We start from the raw sequence: 18,031 nt of genomic DNA on the forward strand, positions 1-18,031 counted from the left end.
CTACATTCATTCCCGACGAACCCACGCACTTCCCACGTCCATGTGGGTCGGCTACATTCGTTCCCGACGAATCCACGCACTTCCCACGTCCATGTGGGTCGGCTGCATTCGCTCCCGACGAATCCACGCACTTCCCACGTCCATGTGGGTCGTATGTTGTCGGGTTAGATCAAGCTGCCTGAATCATCAGCCTGTACTCCCTGCAGGCCTACATCATCGCTGATCGGCAGATCATCCACCGCGGGTGTCGCGGCTGCTGCATCATCCTGTGCCAGCAATACATTCAGCGACTGAGTATTGGCCTGAGCACCGCCATCCCGTGACAACTCGAACGAAGCCAGGTCCTGGGAACCCCCGCCGAAGCTCAGACGCAACACCTGGACACCGGCTTCCAGCTCCAGACTGACCGATGCATTGTCGGTGTAGGTACCCCAGGCACCAGAGTTCGGAGTGACGGTCGTAGCCTGGTCATAGACCGCTTCATTCTTCTCCACCGAGGCGGTGATACTGCGTCCGTTGTTCGGATTCGAAGTCACGAAGTTCAGCGTATGACTACCAGCCTGTTCAACGTTGATGGTGTATTCCACCCACTCACCATCCTCGATCCAGCCAATCGCTTCACCCTGCCCGACGATGTCCACGGGGGTATCCCGGAAACTGGAGCCCAGCTGCGAACTGGATAGCTCGTTGTAGGACTCGCCCTGCTCTCCTTCGTCAAACAACACCGCATCCAGTTCCAATCCAGCATCGGCATCCACTTGCCAGGGCATTCCACCGGCATTGAAGGCCTGTTGACCATCACGGGACAGGCTGAATGACGCCAGGTCCTGAGATCCGCCATTGAAGGTCAGGCGCAATACCTGTTCACCCGCCTCCAGCGCAACCTGAGTCGGCGATGAGGACTGGAAGTTGCTCCAGTTCCCGGTTGGCTCTACCTGAACCGACTCACTGGTCACATAGGGAGAATTACCGGGTTTGCTGAAACTGGCGGTGATGGTGCGCTGCGCCCCAGAGCTATCCCCCAGTGCCGAGAGGAAACTCAGGTCATAGACGCCAGCCTGGGCAATATCAAGGGTGTACTCGACCCACTCACCATCATCAACCCAGCCGATGGCATCACCATCGCCAACGATATCCACACCATCTCCCGGGCGTACCGGAGTACCAATCTGAGCGGCATCGGCATCGTTGTACGCCACATCCTGCCCGCCTTCGTCATAGTTGACGGCCTCCAGGTTGAAGTCGCTGCCCACCTGCCAGGCCTCACCGTCGGGCGTGAATGCCTGCTGTGCATCATCTACCGGCGGTACCTGGTCGAGACTGAACGAGGCCAGGTCCATGGCGCCGACGTTGAATGTCAGCCGCAGTACCTGCTCACCCTCCTCCAGTTCGAAGGTCAGCGGAGTCGTATCGCTATAGGTGGTGTAGGCACCGGTATTGCTGATATCCACGGTCTGGCTGGCATAGAAGCTGCCACCCTGCTCAAAGGCGGCTGTCACCGAGCGTCCGTCAAGCGGTGTAGAGGCTGACAACGACAGGGTGTAGGTGCCGGCTGTCTCGACATTCAGCGTGTATTCGACCCACTCGCCCCCCGTCACATAACCGATAGCCTCGGTACCGAAGGAAATATCCACGGCTTCATCGCCGCGCAGCGCTGCTCCCTGGTGAGCCGCAGTGGAGTCGTTGTAGGCCACTCCCTGACCACCGTTGTCGTAGAACTTCGCCTCCAGTGTCAGGCCATCAGCTCCCACCGCCCAGGGCGTCTCATCGGTATTGAAGGCCGTCTGCTCATCCGTGGTCGGATTGTCGATGAAGTTGGGTATTCCGTCTCCATCGTCATCATCGTAGAGGTCGACGCGGCCATTGGCGTCAGCATCCTCGGCGCCAGTGGGGTCATAGGTCGTGACATTCTCGACCAGGAAGATATTGTCGTTGTAGTCGTAATTCACCCCGGCATAGTCCTGGATGACGATATAGGTATCCGGGATGACATTGCCCTGAGCATCCTTCGCCACGTAGACACGTATCAGATGTCCATCATTCTCGTCCCAGTTGAGGTTGGTACCGGGATTGCCGATGGCATCGATGCTGTCCTCGTAGAGGTTGGCATCCGGGTCGGACCATGAAATGTAGCCCTGGCGACCGGAAATCTCGGCGAAGAAGCCAAACGGGTCATCCCGATCCAGGCTGATGCTGGCCAGTTGATTGCCGTTGTCCAGTGTGCGTGGCAGCAACGTCTGGCCATCATCTTCATCATGGGCAATGATCTCATCGAGATTTCGGCTATCGACATCATGGATGAACAGTCGCGCGATATCGCCCTGGGTATGATAGGCCGCCAACTGAGTGATCTTGATCGGAGAGGCGCCATCGGCACGCTGGAAGTACGGCGCAAGGATCTCGTCGCCATTGGCCTCCACCAGCCCTCCCTGATTCATCTGCCCCTGGGCGACATCGGTGGAGTAGCCGAAGGCGTTGACAATCTCCTGCACCGTCGGCTCCTGGCCATTCTCTGATTGCCCCTGGGCGATACCTGCCAGCTCAATGATCTTTTCGCCTTCATCCGGGTCACTGGAGTTGATGATCAGATTTGCCTCATACAGGCTGCCGTCATCCGAGTCGGTTGCGATGAATCGCACCTCGACGCTGATCTCCTGCCCAGGCTCCAGCACCAACGGATCGAACGCCGACACCAGTTCGAACAATGCCGGGTCACTGACCTCGACACTGTTGATGCTCAGGTCCTCGAAGCCATCATTGCGCAGCGTCACCGTGGCCACATCATGCACCTGCTGAGCGGCATTGGCGGGATTCTCGATCCGAGACATCACCAACCGGTCATCGGCTGGCACACCGTCATTGTTGATGACAGTCAGGTCACCACCGGTGACCGGTGACACGCCCTCGATGAGGAACATATTGTCGTTGTAGTCATAATTGATGCCGGTGTAATCCATGATCCCGACATAGGTATTCGGAATCACGTTGCCATCCGCATCCAGGGCGCGGAACATGCGTACGGTATAGCCCCGTTCGATGCCATCGGCATCCGCCGGAGGTGTGCCACCGCCAGTCGGGTTGAGTGACGGGTCAGTGGACAGATTGGCCACCTCGAAGCCGAACACACCATTTCCCTGCCAGTCGGACGGGATATCGGAGAACTCGAAGTTCGTGGTCGCAAACTCACCATTGCTCAACAGCGGAAGAATGGACTGGTTGTTATCGCCAGCATGGTTGCTGAAGATAATGTCCTGTCCCTTGTTGCCGGGATTGTGAATGCCCAGTGTCGCACCGCCACCGCCGTGAAACGCCGCCAGTTGGGTGATCTTCGCCTCTCCCACTCCATCGGCAAGCGTCCAGTAACGTGACAGCACCTCGTCGTCATTGACGGGCCGGTAGAGATCAAAATCATTGAGTACGGAGTTACCGCCTCCGTCCACGGTCGGGAGACCGTCGATTCGGTTACCGAAACCGAACACCTCCCAGACTTCATTGACATTGGGTTCCCAGCCGCCTTCATCGCGTGCCTGCCAGAAGCCGGCCATATGAACTTCTGCAACCGGCGAGTCAGCATCGTTGGTGGTCAGGCGGATACTACCCTCGAACACGCCGTCGCCGGCATCCGTGGTCGGTGCTACATAGGCATCTCGATCAAACAGTACCTCGACCTCGATAGACGCCCCTGCGGCCAGGCTCAGCCCATCGAAGATGGTCGGATCTGCCAGTACGAAGGGCCCTTCGATCACAGCGTCAAGAATATCCAGCGTCTCACTGCCACTGTTGCTGATGGTGACAGTGGCACTTTCCTTGAAGTCACGGTCGGGGTTGGAGGCACTGTTGTTCTCCAGGTAATTGAAGTGCAATCGATTGGCAAAATAGGCGGGATCACCGCTCTGCACCTCGATATCGGCGTTGTCGTTACCGGCAATCGGTGTGACATCCAGATAGTCGATATCGTCGGCGCCATCTGCCGCGGACACCGCGCGCAGGTTGTATTGCTGCCCCGCTTGCAGCTCGACCCAGAGGCCTTCCTCGCCAGTGTCTCCCGCTCCCGGGTAAGCCACCGTGCTCAACGTTTGACCGTTGAGAGTCAACGCAAGACTGCCGCCATCGTCAGCCCCCACATTAGCGGCCAGATCGAGGCGATACAGCCCATCTGCATCAACGCTGAAATAGAAGTCCGCCGTCACCTCGTTGATCGAACGGGCACTATCCCCACTTTCCAGTTCAATGCGTGAGCCATCTGTCACATCGGCGTAGACCGGCACGAAGTTGTCAGCAGCCCCCGTGGGTACGCGCAGCAGATCGATATTCGGGCCCACTCCATCCGGTGCGGTTACCGTAATGGTGTTACTGCCAGGCTGCAGATTGACCAGTACATCCTGATAGAACCAGTCATCCTCCGCCGCATTGCTCTGGCCAACAAAATTGACCTGGCCGATATCAACGCCGTTGATCGTCAGCCCCAGAGGTCGATCTGCCTTGGTCGCGGCCAGCGCATAACGGATGCCAATCTCGTAGCTACCGGCCTCATCCACATCAACCGTCCAGGTGATGGTCTGGTCACCACTGCCGTCGAAATCGACAAAGCCATCGCCGGAGGCATTACGGTTATCATCACTGGCCAGAACCACCACGGGGCCATCCAGTTGGGCGCCTTCGGCTTCGTATTCCGCGAAGCCTGACGCCGAGTCGGGATCCTGTAGTACTTCCAACTGATCGATGTTGGGGCCGGTATTGTCAGTAGCCTGCAGGCGTATCGTGTTCTGCCCGCTGACCAATGCTGCCGGGATATCTACCGTCAACCAGTCCGCCCATCGCTCGTCAGCAGTCGCCAACGAGCTGGGAGGGAAGCTCACTACGCCGACACTGACATTGTTGACGAATACCTCCAGCGGACGGTCGGCATCACCGCCATTGGCATAGCGAATCCGCAGTACCGAATCTCCGGCCTGATCCGCCTCGAGATCAAAGGTAAAGGTCAGGAAGTCGACGTTGGTGGCACCAAAGTCCGCATAGCCGCCCGGGACACCGTCATTGCCGTTGGTGTTGCCATCCACTCCATAGGCACCGGGCCGTAACCCATTGGGAAGATCCTGATTGGTCTCCGGGTTATCGACATCACGAATCTCGATTTCCGCGCCCGCCTCGGTGGCAATGCTCACGGCAGTACCATCATCCGGTGTCACATCCTCCGCCTGAATGGCCAGTATCGACACCAGATCATCGGTGCCGGGATCTGGATCCACCGTGCCACCCGGCACCGGGTCGAGACGAATGATCTGACTCTGGCCATTACCGCGGTTGAGGGTCAGCAGATATAACTGGCCAGTGGCCGGATTCTCGATGATATCCAGTGGATCGATGTAGCTGATGACATTGCCGTCGACGTCACGCAACACATCATCGCCAATCACATTGCCATTGGCGTCAAGGGTGATCGAGCGAATGTCATCACCACCGGAATACTCAGTGAACAGCACATTGCCCTGCAGATTGCCGCCGAATATGCCACTGGTGTATTCCACTGCACCGTTGGGGGAACGGTTCTCGCCCAGTGAATAGACTCCGGCAAGGTCGTAGGTGCCCTCCGGGCTGGTGCCACTGGGATACTTGTCTACCTGGTTGGGATCGGTGCCCGAGGTCGGGTTGCCACCATTGAGGATGTACTCATCGCGCAACGGGTTGGGATGACCGTAATAGCCATCTTCCGAAATGCGGAACAGGTAATCATCCTGTTTCTCGACGTTGGTGTAACGCTCGTCCTCTGGGGTATTCGGATTGTCCGGTACATTACCGCCAGCCGCCGAGCCATTGGTCGGCACGTACAGGAACCCGTTGGAGTGCCAGACCAGGTCATAGGCATTGCGTGCACCGGTGGCAAAGATTGTCAGTACTGCGCCATCGGCATAGGGGTCGTAGAAGTCCTCGAGTACATTACCGTCGGCATCCTGAACGGTGGCCACCCCCTGAGCATTGAAGACCAGGAATTCCCCGTTGCCCATCGGAATCGGATCGTCCTTCACATTGGTATCGTCGTCGGCGAAGCGGCGGTTGAGCCCATCGTCCGGCAGCGGTTCGGTGGTCACATCGAAGCCACCAGGAGGCGCGTCACGCGTCGGATCTATCTCCAGCACCGCCGCGTTGAGCAGCCGCTCGGGGCGATCACCCCAGGCACTGTCGGGTTCCCCCATGGCCGAGTTGGAGCCCTGAATCAGGTACAGCAGATGCGTAGGGGCATCCGGATTGGTGAGCGGGTCGTAATCGGGGTTTTCACGGAACTCGAGACTGTTGGTCACGTGGTCGCCGTTGGAGCGCGGCAGACCTGTGATGTAGGGCTCTGCCACACCCGAGAAACCAGGACCATCATCCAGCGTGATCTTCGTCACCCGACCACTGAAGTCCGGCACGCCGTTGTCACGCCCGGACAGCGGAATCGGATAGTTGTCGGTGATCCACAGCACATTGGGATCCGTGGGATCGACGGTCAGTCCGATGATACCGCGACGGTCGTTGCTGCTGTCGGCACCCGGTTCGAAGAAGTAGTCACTGGGCAGGCTCAGCTCAACACGATTGTCGAGCGAACCATCCACCGGGTCGACGTCATAACGCAGTAACTGGCCGCCGATGGTCGCCACATACATGTGTGTGCCATCGGCACTGATCTCCAGTGACGTAAAGCCGAAAGCCCCATCCGCAGCACCATCCAGCTCAACCACATCATCGAAGGCCACGTCACGCGGCACGACCTCGGGTTCCTCACCGGTGACAAAGGTATTGGTGTACTTCTGGAACTCGCGCGTCGGCGCATCCGGATCATCATTGGGACCACGATCCTGGAAGCCTTCGATCACCAGGGTATAACTGGTGAACGGCTTGAGTGCCTGACTCGGTGAGATAGTCAGCGAGTCGAAGCCCCCAGTAGTGTTGGCATTGAAGGTGACTTCCTCTCCCGACACCGTTTCGAACAGCCGGATCGAGCCATCGGCCAGACTCTCCAGCAATGCCCCTCCACGGCCATCGACCACCGAGATACCAACGAAGATGTCTGAGGTCGGATCGACGCCGGAGGGTACTCCGCCATCGGTCGAATCGAGGTCGACTTCCACCTCGTTCTGACCGACACCGGCAATCGCCCGAGCATCAGTGAAGAAGGCATAGTCCTGTGGCGCCTCCCGATCATCGTTAGGCGTCAGGTCCGGCAGTGACTGGATCTCGATGTACTGGATTTCCGTATTCTCGTTGTCCAGTCCCATGGAATCCAGCGTCAGGCGGCCATCGGTGACCTGCACGATGCGTGTCACCAGATCCGAACGCGCCCCTTCGGTATCGTCGGCCGGAGCGGCATCCGCCGGGAAATCATCCGGACGGAACGGGGTGAAGGGATCATTGAACAGCTCACCCTCGGCATTGAGTACATTGTGGCTATCGTAGGGTCCCGAGGTATCACCGATCGAGATGGTGACCTCGTAGTAACCATCCTCGAGTTCAATCTCCCAGCCTGCCCTTACATAGTCGGCAGACGGCTGATCGAAGTGCGCATAGGTCCCCTGGCGAGGGTCCAGCCCGGCAATATCATCAGTACGATCATTCACCGCCACGCTGGTCAAGGCGCTGATATCCAACGGGATGGTGCCGTTGGCGGTACCATCGGCAATGGACGCTTCTGTCACCCAACCGTACTGGTAGCTCTGACCATCGACCGTCAGCGACTGCGTGCCGAAGGCCTTGCCGGTGTCAGCCACATAGCCATCCGGTACCGCCACGCCCTCCGGCTGGAAGTTGATCTTCACCGAGAAGCGGTCCCCCGGCTCGACGTCACGGGGAGGCACGTCACCATCTCGAGAGACCTGGATATTGTCGATATTGGGACCGGCGGTCCCGAGGTTCTCGAGGCGAATGGTAGTGGTCCCTGCCGCGAGCTCAACCTCGATGGTTTCTTCCTGCCAGTTCTCCCAGCCGGGATTGCCGACACCAGTGGAACCGAACGCCAGGCTACCCTGACTGGCGCCATCGACCAGAATATTCATGGGGCGATCAGCGCCAGCACCGTCACCATTGGTATAGCGTACTGTCAGTTGATACGTACCCGCTTCATCGACACTTACCTCGAAGGACCCGGCATCGCCGACATCTCCTCCCATGTCCAGATAGCCGGTACCGGTAAAGCCATCCCACAGACCATCGGCACCTGTCGCATCGTTGGTTTCAGGGTTGGAGGGGTCACGTACCTGCGTATCCAGGCTGTCACCGACATTGTCGGGATCATCGATGATCAGTTCCTCTCCCTCGATGACAAAGTCGAAGGGGGCGACGCCCTCGATGGTCACGCTATCGGTCACACTGGCTTCGTTGCCGACGGCGTCGGTGACAATCAGCATGACGTCGATGCTGCCACTCTGGCCGGTCAGGTCCAGCGTGACATCGCCATCGGCATCCGGTGTGACTTCGCTACGAGTGGTGCCACCGTCCAGCGAGATGGCATAACTGACAATGTCGTCATCAGCACCGCTGATGTTGAACACTGCGCTTGCCAGTTGATCATCGCTCAGACTGTCATCTGCGGCGGTGAGGGCCAGGTTGCCATCGACATCCGCACTGGCATCGACCGGTATCGGGCCGCTACCGGCCTCGGTGATCTCGATGCGATCAATATTGGGCCCCGTGCTCGCGCCCGGCGGTATGGCCAGTGCGATGGTGTTACTGCCAGCCTCGAGGCTGACGGTTACCGTCTCGAAGACCCAGTGATCAAAGCCCTCTTCTGGCCCGCTGCCATCCGGATCGGTACTGGCAAACGCAAGGCTCTGCCCCCCATTCCCATTGACGGCCAGATCAAGCGGCCGAGGCGTATTGCTGGCATAGCGAATGTTGAGATCATAGGTGCCAGCCACAGACACATCGACCTCGAAACTCAGGGCGTCACCTGCCGTATCACCGAAATCCACGTAGCCAGTGCCGGAATAGTCCGGGCGCAGGCCACTGAAGCCCGAACCGGTCTCTGGGTTGTCGGCGTCGCGAACCGTAGTCACGGTGGCATTGCTGCCATCATCCTGCAGCGTGATGGTGCCGCCCTCGGCCTGCAGGGAAATTGGCGTAAAGCCTGTCTCATCGACGTCAGTTACCGTAACGGCAAGCGTCTCGGTGGCACTGAGATCACCGTCGACAACGCTGACCTCCACCTCGTAGACGCCATCCTCATCGGCATCCACCGCCAGCTCATAATCTCGCGGTGAAATGAAGCTCAGAACCCCCGTGTCACTGTCGATCTCGAACAGCGGAGCATCGACGCCACCAGTAATGGCGTACACCGGCGCATTCAGGCCTATGGCCTCACCGTCCTCGTCAACCACCGGAATGGTACCGATCTCGGTCACATTCTCGGCCACATTCAAGGCGTTCGGAGCAACAGCGATGCTTTCGTTGAGATCGGTCACACTGATCAACGTCTGCTGCGAGACACTGGTGGTGCCATCACTGACCACTACAGTCAGCTCATAGATACCATCGGCATCCGCGTCGGAGGGTAGCTCCGCATCCGGTGCAGCCAGGAAGTTCAAGGCGCCCGTGTCGGCGTCATAGCTGAACAAGGCAGCATCCGCCCCCTCGAGGCTGACAGCCAGGTCATCACCATCGGTATCATCCAGCATCAGGCTGGCAACAGCGGTGGTGTTCTCATCAACACTGACTGCGGACTCGAGCCCTTCCAGCGTTGGCGCGCTGTTATTCGGCGCGGTGGTGGGCTCCAGCACCAGCGAATCAATACGCATCAGCTCGCCGCCTTCCGCCTGGAGGGCCAGGCTCGCCAGCATACCAGCAGTGACCAATACCGGCGTCTCGAAGACGATCTCCTTGCGGTTGCCGCTCTGTCCGGCGTTACCACGCGCCCCATCACCGACAAGGGTGCCGAAGTCATCATTGAGTACGACTGTCGACTCGAGTTCGCCACTGGTCGTATTGCGTGCTTCCAGTACCGTGTCACCGATGGTCAATGTCAGGCTACCGGCACCATCGGTCTCGTCGTAGACGAACAAGCGCAACGTGTACCAGCCGGGAGTAACACCGGCAGCATCCAGTTCAGTGGATATCGTGGCCGGCTCGCTACTGATCATGCGAACCAGTTGCTCATTGGAGGCCGACACATTGCCGGTGGCGACAATATTTGCCGCACTCAGGTCAGTGAAATCCTCGGCCTCGATGATCACCGACGGTATCGGCGCCTGCTCATCAATCTCGAAGTTGAGTGTCTGGGTGGCAGACAGTCCCCCGGCATCAGTGGCACGCACGACGATGTCGAAACTACCGGCAACTTCCGGGGTCCCCTGGATGACTCCGTCGACCACCTCGAGCCCAGCCGGAAGATCTTCTGCACTCAGTGTTAGATCATCGCCGTCCGGATCAGAGAATAACGGCGCGAACTGGGCCAGCTCGATGTGGATGAAAGCTTCCCCCACCTGGCCGAAGTACGGCTCCAGTGCGGCCGGTTCTGCCACTGGCGCGTCATTGACGTTCTCGACTGTCAACGCAAAATCGGTTGTTGCTGTCGCCTGCCCATCATCAGCAGTGATGGCCACGGTATAGCCGCCCGGCGCAAGGTCACCGAGACTGCCGGACAGGACTAGACCATCAAACTCAAGACCGTCGACGGAAACAGCATTGCCGGAAGTCTCTGTAACAACGACACTGAATGTCAGATCATCGCCGTCATCGTCGACAAACGGCAGGTCGATTTCCAGCGTCGAGCCCTCCGCCACTGCCAGATCTGCGATGCCGTTGCCAACCACTCGCGGAGCCTGGTTGGTATCAACATCTGAGCCGCTGCTCAGTTGCACATTACTGAAGCGTGCCGTTCCTCGGACTCCGATATCGTCGTCATTGACGAATACCAGTGAACCGATGGTCTGCCCCGCATGGGCAGAAAGATCAATGGTGAAACGTGTGGTGCCATCACCATTGTCGACGCCCTCACCACGCAGATCGACGAAGCCCCCTTGGGTCTGGGTTCCACCCAGTTGATAGACGGAGTTGCCACCATTGAAGGGGCTATCGTCAGGGTCAAAGCCGACGGCGATGATCTCCGATGCTGGCGAGGATGAGGCCGCCAGATCCAGTGTCAGCACGGTATCGTCTGTGATCACGAAATCCTCGGCCAGACCGACACGCTTCCATACATTGCTGACAAGCGCCAACGTCGCGCCATCGTCTTCGATCTCGACTCCCGTTCCTGCTTCGGGATTGTCCTGAAACGCATCCCACTCGGTAATGGCGTCTGCGCTGAAGGTCACATCAACTACATCCAGTACGGGACCCGTACCATCATCCTGCAACACCACACTGGTGGAAGCGCTGGCTTCATTACCGGCAGCGTCGACAACATACAGGGTGACATCGGCATCACCGGTCGGTTGAGCGGACAGATCCAGCAACAGGCTGTTGCCATCCACCCCCACCGCCGACCGGGTCACTCCACCATCGAAACTCACTGCGGCGCTCTCGATATCCGCATCCAGACCGGCCAGATTGAAAGTCACGGCTTGGCTGTCAGCCGGCAATATCGGGTCAACAGGGCCGGTGATGGCCAGGTCTCCACCCTCATCGGCGGTGGTATCCAGGCTGAGAGCCATCCCTTGCTCAGCGCGATTGCCGAAGGCGTCGAGCACAATGAAGGTCGCGTTCAGGTCACCATCCATCTGGCCGCTGAGATCCACACTGAAGTCACCAGCGGCATCAGGCTGAACTTCTGTCACCGTGATGCCACCGTCGAAGCTGACCCCGATGTAGACCACATCGTCGTCCAGGCCTGTGACATTGAAGTCAGCCGCCGCGGTATTGGCGCCATTGATCAGGGTACTGCCTGCGGAAAACACGAGGTCTCCCTCGACGTCTGCCAGTACATCGCCAACAGGCCCGCTACCCAGAGTGGTGACTTCGAGGCGATCGATATTGGGGCCGCTGCCGGCGCCCACAGGAATCGCCAGGCGGATGACGTTGTCACCGACCTGCAGATCGGTACTCAGCGTCTGGTAACTCCATTGATCAAAGCCTTCGGTATCCGGATCGCCATCCACATCAGTGCCATCGAAGGCAAGCGTCAGCGCTGTGCCATCATTGACACTCAGCTCCATCGGACGCGCGCCATTGCTGGCGTAGCGAAAGTTGAGGTCGTAACTTCCTGCCTCGGCCACATTCACGGTGAAGCTGATGCTGTCGCCTGGCACGCTGCCGAAGTCGAGGTACCCATCACCGGAATAATTCGGGCGCAGGCCCTGAAAGCCGCTCCCTGTCTCAGGGTTGGCCGCATCACGCACCAGTGTGCCGGAATCATTGTCGACGCCCGGTAGAGCATCTTCAGCCTGAATGACAATGGGATCGATCAGCGGTCCTGTCGGGTCAACCGGATCCGCAGCCAACAGCGCCACTTCAACCTTGTCGATATTCGGCCCATTATCCCCCCCGCCCAAGCGCAAGGTGTGACTGCCGGCAGGCAGGCTGACTTCAATGGTTTCCGTGCTCCAGCCTTCCCACTCAGATGCTTCACCATCGATAGGTAGATTTCCTGCGGGCACCTCTCCGGTAACGTCATCCGGGTAGTAGAGCGCTGCCGCAGTAGCAGCAAAATTGAAACTGCCCAGGGTCGTGAGTTGCCCCCCTCCATCAACAAGCGAAAGGGTCAAAGGCCGGGCACTGGACGAGGCATAGGTTGAGGTAACGGTATAAGTTCCAGCAACCGCGACATCAAGGGTGAACTCGGACCAGGCCGCGGCATTACCGAATGCCCAGTCAACATAGCTCGTCCCCTCAGCACCGACTCGAAAGGTCTCACTACCGTCAGTGAGGTCGGCAATGGTATCGGGCGTAACCACGCGGTTGGTGGCGCCATCATCGTCGTTCGGCGTCGGCGACAGGACCATGTCCTCGGCCTGAATCACGTGTACGTTCGGGTCTGGTGCTCGCACCTCCAGATAGTCGATATTGGGGCCACTGGCTCCATTGGAAGTGAAGCTGACAGTATTCTCACCGGCCTGTAGCTGAACACGAATGGTCTGCTCGCCAAACTCACTGAAGTCCGAAGCATCGGCCGTCAACGTCGTGCTGTGCAGATCGAACATGCGATCGACCAACTCGTTGTTGACCTCAAGCCGTAGCGGTCGATTGCGCCCACTGCCATCATCGTTCTGGCTCAACGCATAACCCAGCGCCAGATCATACTCCCCTGCCTCCGTCACGTTGAAGGTGAAGGTCAGCGACTCGCCAGACGCTTCCACATAGTCGATGTAGGCTCCGCCATCGGCGTTGTCAGTGTTGGAGTCTGAGGGATCATCGACGACACCAATGCCCGGGCCAATCACCGTCGCATATGCGCCATCGCCAGCATCATTGTCCTCAGCCTGGATTCGAATCGGCGAGAAGGTATCTGCCGTCACCTGTGCTGCGGCAGCCAGAGGCAGGCTGTCGGCATCCCGCACCAGGGGAGCGGCCATCGGGGACGCAGACTGCACGTTGCCCGGGACATGATCTACGGCCCTGCTACCGGCAGCCTCAGCCTTGACCATACCAGGGTGGGACTCACCGCCATCAGGAGTTCGATCATGCTGCTTTATGTTAGCGCTAACACTCCCATCGACCAATACACCCACCGATGCACCATCTTCGACAGTCTCCTCGCTTTCGGACACCACTTCGAACACCAATGCACTGCTCAATTCCCCTAGCACTACACCGTGCTCGTCGAACGCCTTGACGACCGCCTTGAGCGCCCCCAAGGGTGGCGCAGGCAACTCTTCGAAAACAAAGGGATACTGGGCCGCTTCGAAGCTCGAAATACTGCCCATTGCATCCGGCCATTGCAATTCAATGGCCGCAATGGACTGCGCCCATTCGCCTGGATGTGGAACGACAGAAAGGTCGTACTTCTCCAGCATTCCCCGATAAACTGAGTCGCCCGCCTGGAGCAACTTGTGTAGTGTTTTACTCTGGTCGCGACCCACTAATGCAATCGAATACATTGCTGACCCCCAATCATTTTATCCTACTGACCTTTTAATACGCCCTGAAAAAAGCGCATTCGCATCATCCAAACTGCAACAACATACTCAGCACAGCCTTCCTGACCTCAGAAAAACAAAGCGAAATCAAACTTCACTTCCTTCTAAACCATGTCCTTAATCAAGCTACGAAGTGCCTGGCGACGTGCCATTCAACATCGCAACAAGACAAGAACATCCTTTGGTGAGTCTAGTCCTGAGCAGGAAATCATCAAGCACAACAAACACAATATCTCATTCCTGATAAGCACCATTTCAGGACGTGGAAGATCAAAAATTAACAATTTATTTTCAACAAGTTAAGAGAAGACAGGTCATCATTTTCCTAACGCGTAAGCATAATTCATTACTAATCATTCATATATAAAACCAAGCCTTTGAGATTAGAAAACTAGTACTATTAATTTTAATTTCTCACGCCTCCGATCAATAGATATAATCAAAAAACTAATTATCAAAAAATCAGCAAAACAAGTTCCTATCCACCTGAGACTCGATGACCAAGGAATACCTGGCTTTTTCACTACTGACCGTTTGAAATACGGGAATTAGTTTCCGACATCGACCAGACTGACAAGAAAATGGGGACACTGATTTCTGTCGCCAGGACCAGTGATTCATCGAAAGACGACAACTCGTCAGCCCCCTTACAAGAGCAAGGGAACTCGCCGTATCCAATGGGTTCTCTACTGGGAACTGTTATATGAATGACCTGAGAAAGGTACTGAACTACTGCCGAGGTAGTTTCCTGCATGTAGGAATATTCAGCCTGTTCATCAATCTACTGATGCTGGTTCCCCCGCTGTATATGTTGCAGGTGTACGACCGTGTCATTACCACACGCAGCGCAGAGACGCTGCTGATGCTGACGCTGGTGGTTGTGTTTCTGTTCATGGTGATGGGCGGGCTCGAACTGATGCGCTCGAGAATACTGGTTCGGGTCGGCAACAAGCTCGATGTACTGATCAGCCCCCGTTTGTACCATGCCATGTTCCAGCGCACTCTGATGATGCCGGGCAAACCTTCGGCGCAGCCCTTGAGCGACCTTACCGCCTTGCGGCAATTCCTCTCCGGCAACGGCTTGTTCGCCTTCTTCGACACTCCCTGGGTGCCGATCTATATCGCGGTGTTGGCTCTTTTTCATCCCTGGTTCGGGCTTTTTGCCATCGCTGCCGCCGCCGTTCTCATTATCGTCGCATTGATCAATGAATGGTCAACACGTGCATTGCTCAGCGAAGCCAACGGGCAGCACGTTGCCGCTCAGGATCTAGCCAACAGCAACCTCCGCAACGCCGAAGTGCTCCATGCCATGGGGATGCTACAGGGCATTCAGGGACGCTGGACGGCTCGTCATCGTGAGTATCTGGTGCTGCAATCCAAGGCCAGCGACCGCGCCGGACTACTGACCAACACCTCCAAGGTGCTGCGTCTGATGTTCCAGTCGCTGATCCTCGGCCTGGGGGCCTGGCTGGTACTGGCCGGAGATATCACCCCCGGCATGATGATTGCCGGCTCCATTCTGATGGGCCGCGCGCTGGCTCCCATTGATCAGATGATCAATGGCTGGAAAGGTTATTCCGGTGCTCGCACGGCTCGGGGGCGGCTGGAGGAACTACTGGATGCCGTGCCGGCCCCTACCCCGGGCATGCCCCTGCCTCAGCCGAAAGGCACCCTGACACTCGAGGGTGTCAATGCTGCGCCGCCGGGCGAACGTCTGCCGACGCTTCACAATATCGATCTGCAGATGGCAAAGGGCGAACATATTGCGATAGTGGGACCCAGTGCGTCGGGAAAGTCGACACTGGCCCGTATAGTGCTCGGAATCTGGCCAGTGCAACTCGGCAATGTGCGTCTCGATGGTGCTGACATCACCCAATGGGATCGTATGGCGCTGGGCCCGTGTCTGGGGTACCTTCCACAGGACATCGAGCTGTTCGATGGAACAGTGGCCGAGAACATCGCGCGCTTCCAGGACGTTGACGCAGCAGCAGTCGTCGAGGCCGCCAATCTCGCAGGTGTACATGGCATGATATTGAGCCTCCCCGACGGCTACGACACCATGCTCAACCATGGCGGCGCTTCGCTGTCGGCTGGCCAGCGTCAGCGCATTGGCCTGGCTCGGGCGCTGTATGACAACCCGGTGCTGGTGGTGCTCGACGAACCGGATGCGAATCTTGATGAAAGTGGCGAGGTGGCACTCTCCAATTGCCTGAAGCAACTACAACGGCGCGGCACCACTGCACTGATCATCAGCCACCGCCAGCGCCTGCTGCAGCAAGTCGACCGGGTACTGGTCATGCGTGATGGTCGAATTTCTTCTCTTGCGCCACCCAGGCATTCATCTACAGCCGCTCCGACAGTCACCGCACTGCGACCCAGTGCGCGTGGCCATAACAGGTCAAGCGAGGAGTCCAGATCATGAGTGTTGCTCTCGACAATACCGAGCAAGGAAATGAACTGCCGCTGCATGATCGCAGGTACCGTCGACTTGGGATCGCCATCCTCGTTATCGCCTTTGGTGGATTCGGGAGCTGGTCAGTGCTGGCCAACCTCTCGGTGGCCGTGGTTGCCCCAGGCTCGGTCTCGGTTGAGAGCTTTACCAAGACCATTCAGCATCTCGAGGGTGGCATTGTCGAATCGATCCTCGTCGAGGACGGCACCCGGGTGGAGGTCGGTGACGTACTACTCAAGCTTGATGATACGCAGACCCGCTCTCGTAAACAGATCGTGGAAGCGAACTACCTGATCGCCCGCGCCACTGAAATCCGCCTGCTGGCGGAGCAGGCCGGGGCCGAAGCCCTCGTCTTTCCGGACGAGTTGATCGCCTCCAGCAACCAGAGGGTGCAGGAAGTCCTCGAAGTTCAAAGACGCCTGTTCGAATCACGCCGCGAGTCCCTTTCAGGCACCCTGGCCTCACTTGATGAGCAAATGGTGCAGCTGGAGGAGCAGATAGCGGGCCTGGAGGACACTCAGTCGATCACCAGCCAGCGTATTGCCTCGCTCAACGCGGAAGTTACCAACCATCGACGACTGTTTCGAGATGGTCTGATCAGTAGCCAACGCATGCATGAAATGGAGCGCGAAAGCCTCGAATATCAGAGCGATAACGCCGGGCATGCCGCCGAAGTGGCCAGACTACGCTCACAGATCAGCGAGAACGCGCTGCAGAAGCGGATCCAGATTCAGGAGTTTCATCAGGAGGTCGGTGAAGCCTTGCGCCAGATCCAATCCGAAGTCACCGATGCAGAGGAGAGCTTGATTGCTCTTACCGAGCAATTACGACGCACCGAGGTCATCGCCCCCGTCTCGGGCACTGTAGTAGGACTTCAGGTCCATACCCTGGGAGGAGTGGTTCGCGGCGGCGACCCTCTACTGGATATTGTGCCAACCGGCGATGGATTTATTGTCGAAGCCCGCGTCGCCAACCACGACATCGACAATATCTACATGGGACAACCCGCTGAGATCCGCTTCAGCGCCTTCAATCAGCGTCTGACCAATGTGATCGAAGGCGAAGTCGTACATGTCAGCGCCAACAGCTTCGAGGATGAGGCCACCCGCACTCGCTACTACAAAGTGCGTATTCGCGTCACCGAAACAGGTGAAGGCAACATGACTGAAGAGATGCGGCTATTGGCAGGCATGCCGGCCGAAGTCATGCTGCGCACCGGAGAGCGCAGCTTCGCGAGCTACGTCGCCAAACCGATAACCGACATGCTGGCCAGAGCAATGAGGGAGGAATAGAGCTGTGAGGCGCGAGTTGCCAGCTTCGAGAGGCGAGAGGCGAGTTGCCAGCTTCGAGAGGCGAGCGGCGAGCTACGAGCAGCTCATCGCCAAACCAACAGTTCCGTGCATTTCCCCCGGGGTTCGGGGTTCGGGGTTCGGGGTTCGGGGTTCGGGGTTCGGGGTTCGGGGTTCGGGGTTCGGGGTTCAAGCTCGAGCGTAGCGTGCTCGTAGCTCGCCAGTCGTAGCTGAGGTCCATGCTCGAG

Annotated in this window: 3 protein-coding genes; 2 read left to right on the plus strand and 1 reads right to left on the minus strand. The window is 57.9% G+C overall.

Going from position 1 to position 18,031, the window contains the following annotated elements; genetic code table 11:
* Positions 1 to 164 precede the first annotated feature (164 nt).
* Positions 165 to 13,829 (minus strand): carbohydrate-binding protein, encoded by a 13,665-nt coding sequence (locus BUE38_RS19885; protein ID WP_234987115.1) that lies wholly within the window; start codon positions 13,827 to 13,829, stop codon positions 165 to 167.
* Between the two features lie 916 nt (positions 13,830 to 14,745).
* Here BUE38_RS19885 and BUE38_RS19890 point away from each other — a divergent pair.
* Together BUE38_RS19890 and BUE38_RS19895 are read left to right on the plus strand one after the other, a co-directional pair.
* Positions 14,746 to 16,464, plus strand: coding sequence for a type I secretion system permease/ATPase (locus tag BUE38_RS19890; RefSeq protein WP_073436980.1), 1,719 nt, complete (start codon positions 14,746 to 14,748; stop codon positions 16,462 to 16,464).
* Complete coding sequence (locus BUE38_RS19895) at positions 16,461 to 17,786, plus strand: HlyD family type I secretion periplasmic adaptor subunit (protein ID WP_073436981.1); 1,326 nt, start codon at positions 16,461 to 16,463, stop codon at positions 17,784 to 17,786. The genes BUE38_RS19890 and BUE38_RS19895 overlap by 4 nt, the downstream gene beginning before the upstream one ends.
* The last annotated feature ends 245 nt before the right edge of the window (positions 17,787 to 18,031 follow it).

The sequence above is a fragment of the Halomonas cupida genome, assembly GCF_900142755.1.
Classification (GTDB): Bacteria; Pseudomonadota; Gammaproteobacteria; order Pseudomonadales; family Halomonadaceae; genus Halomonas; species Halomonas cupida.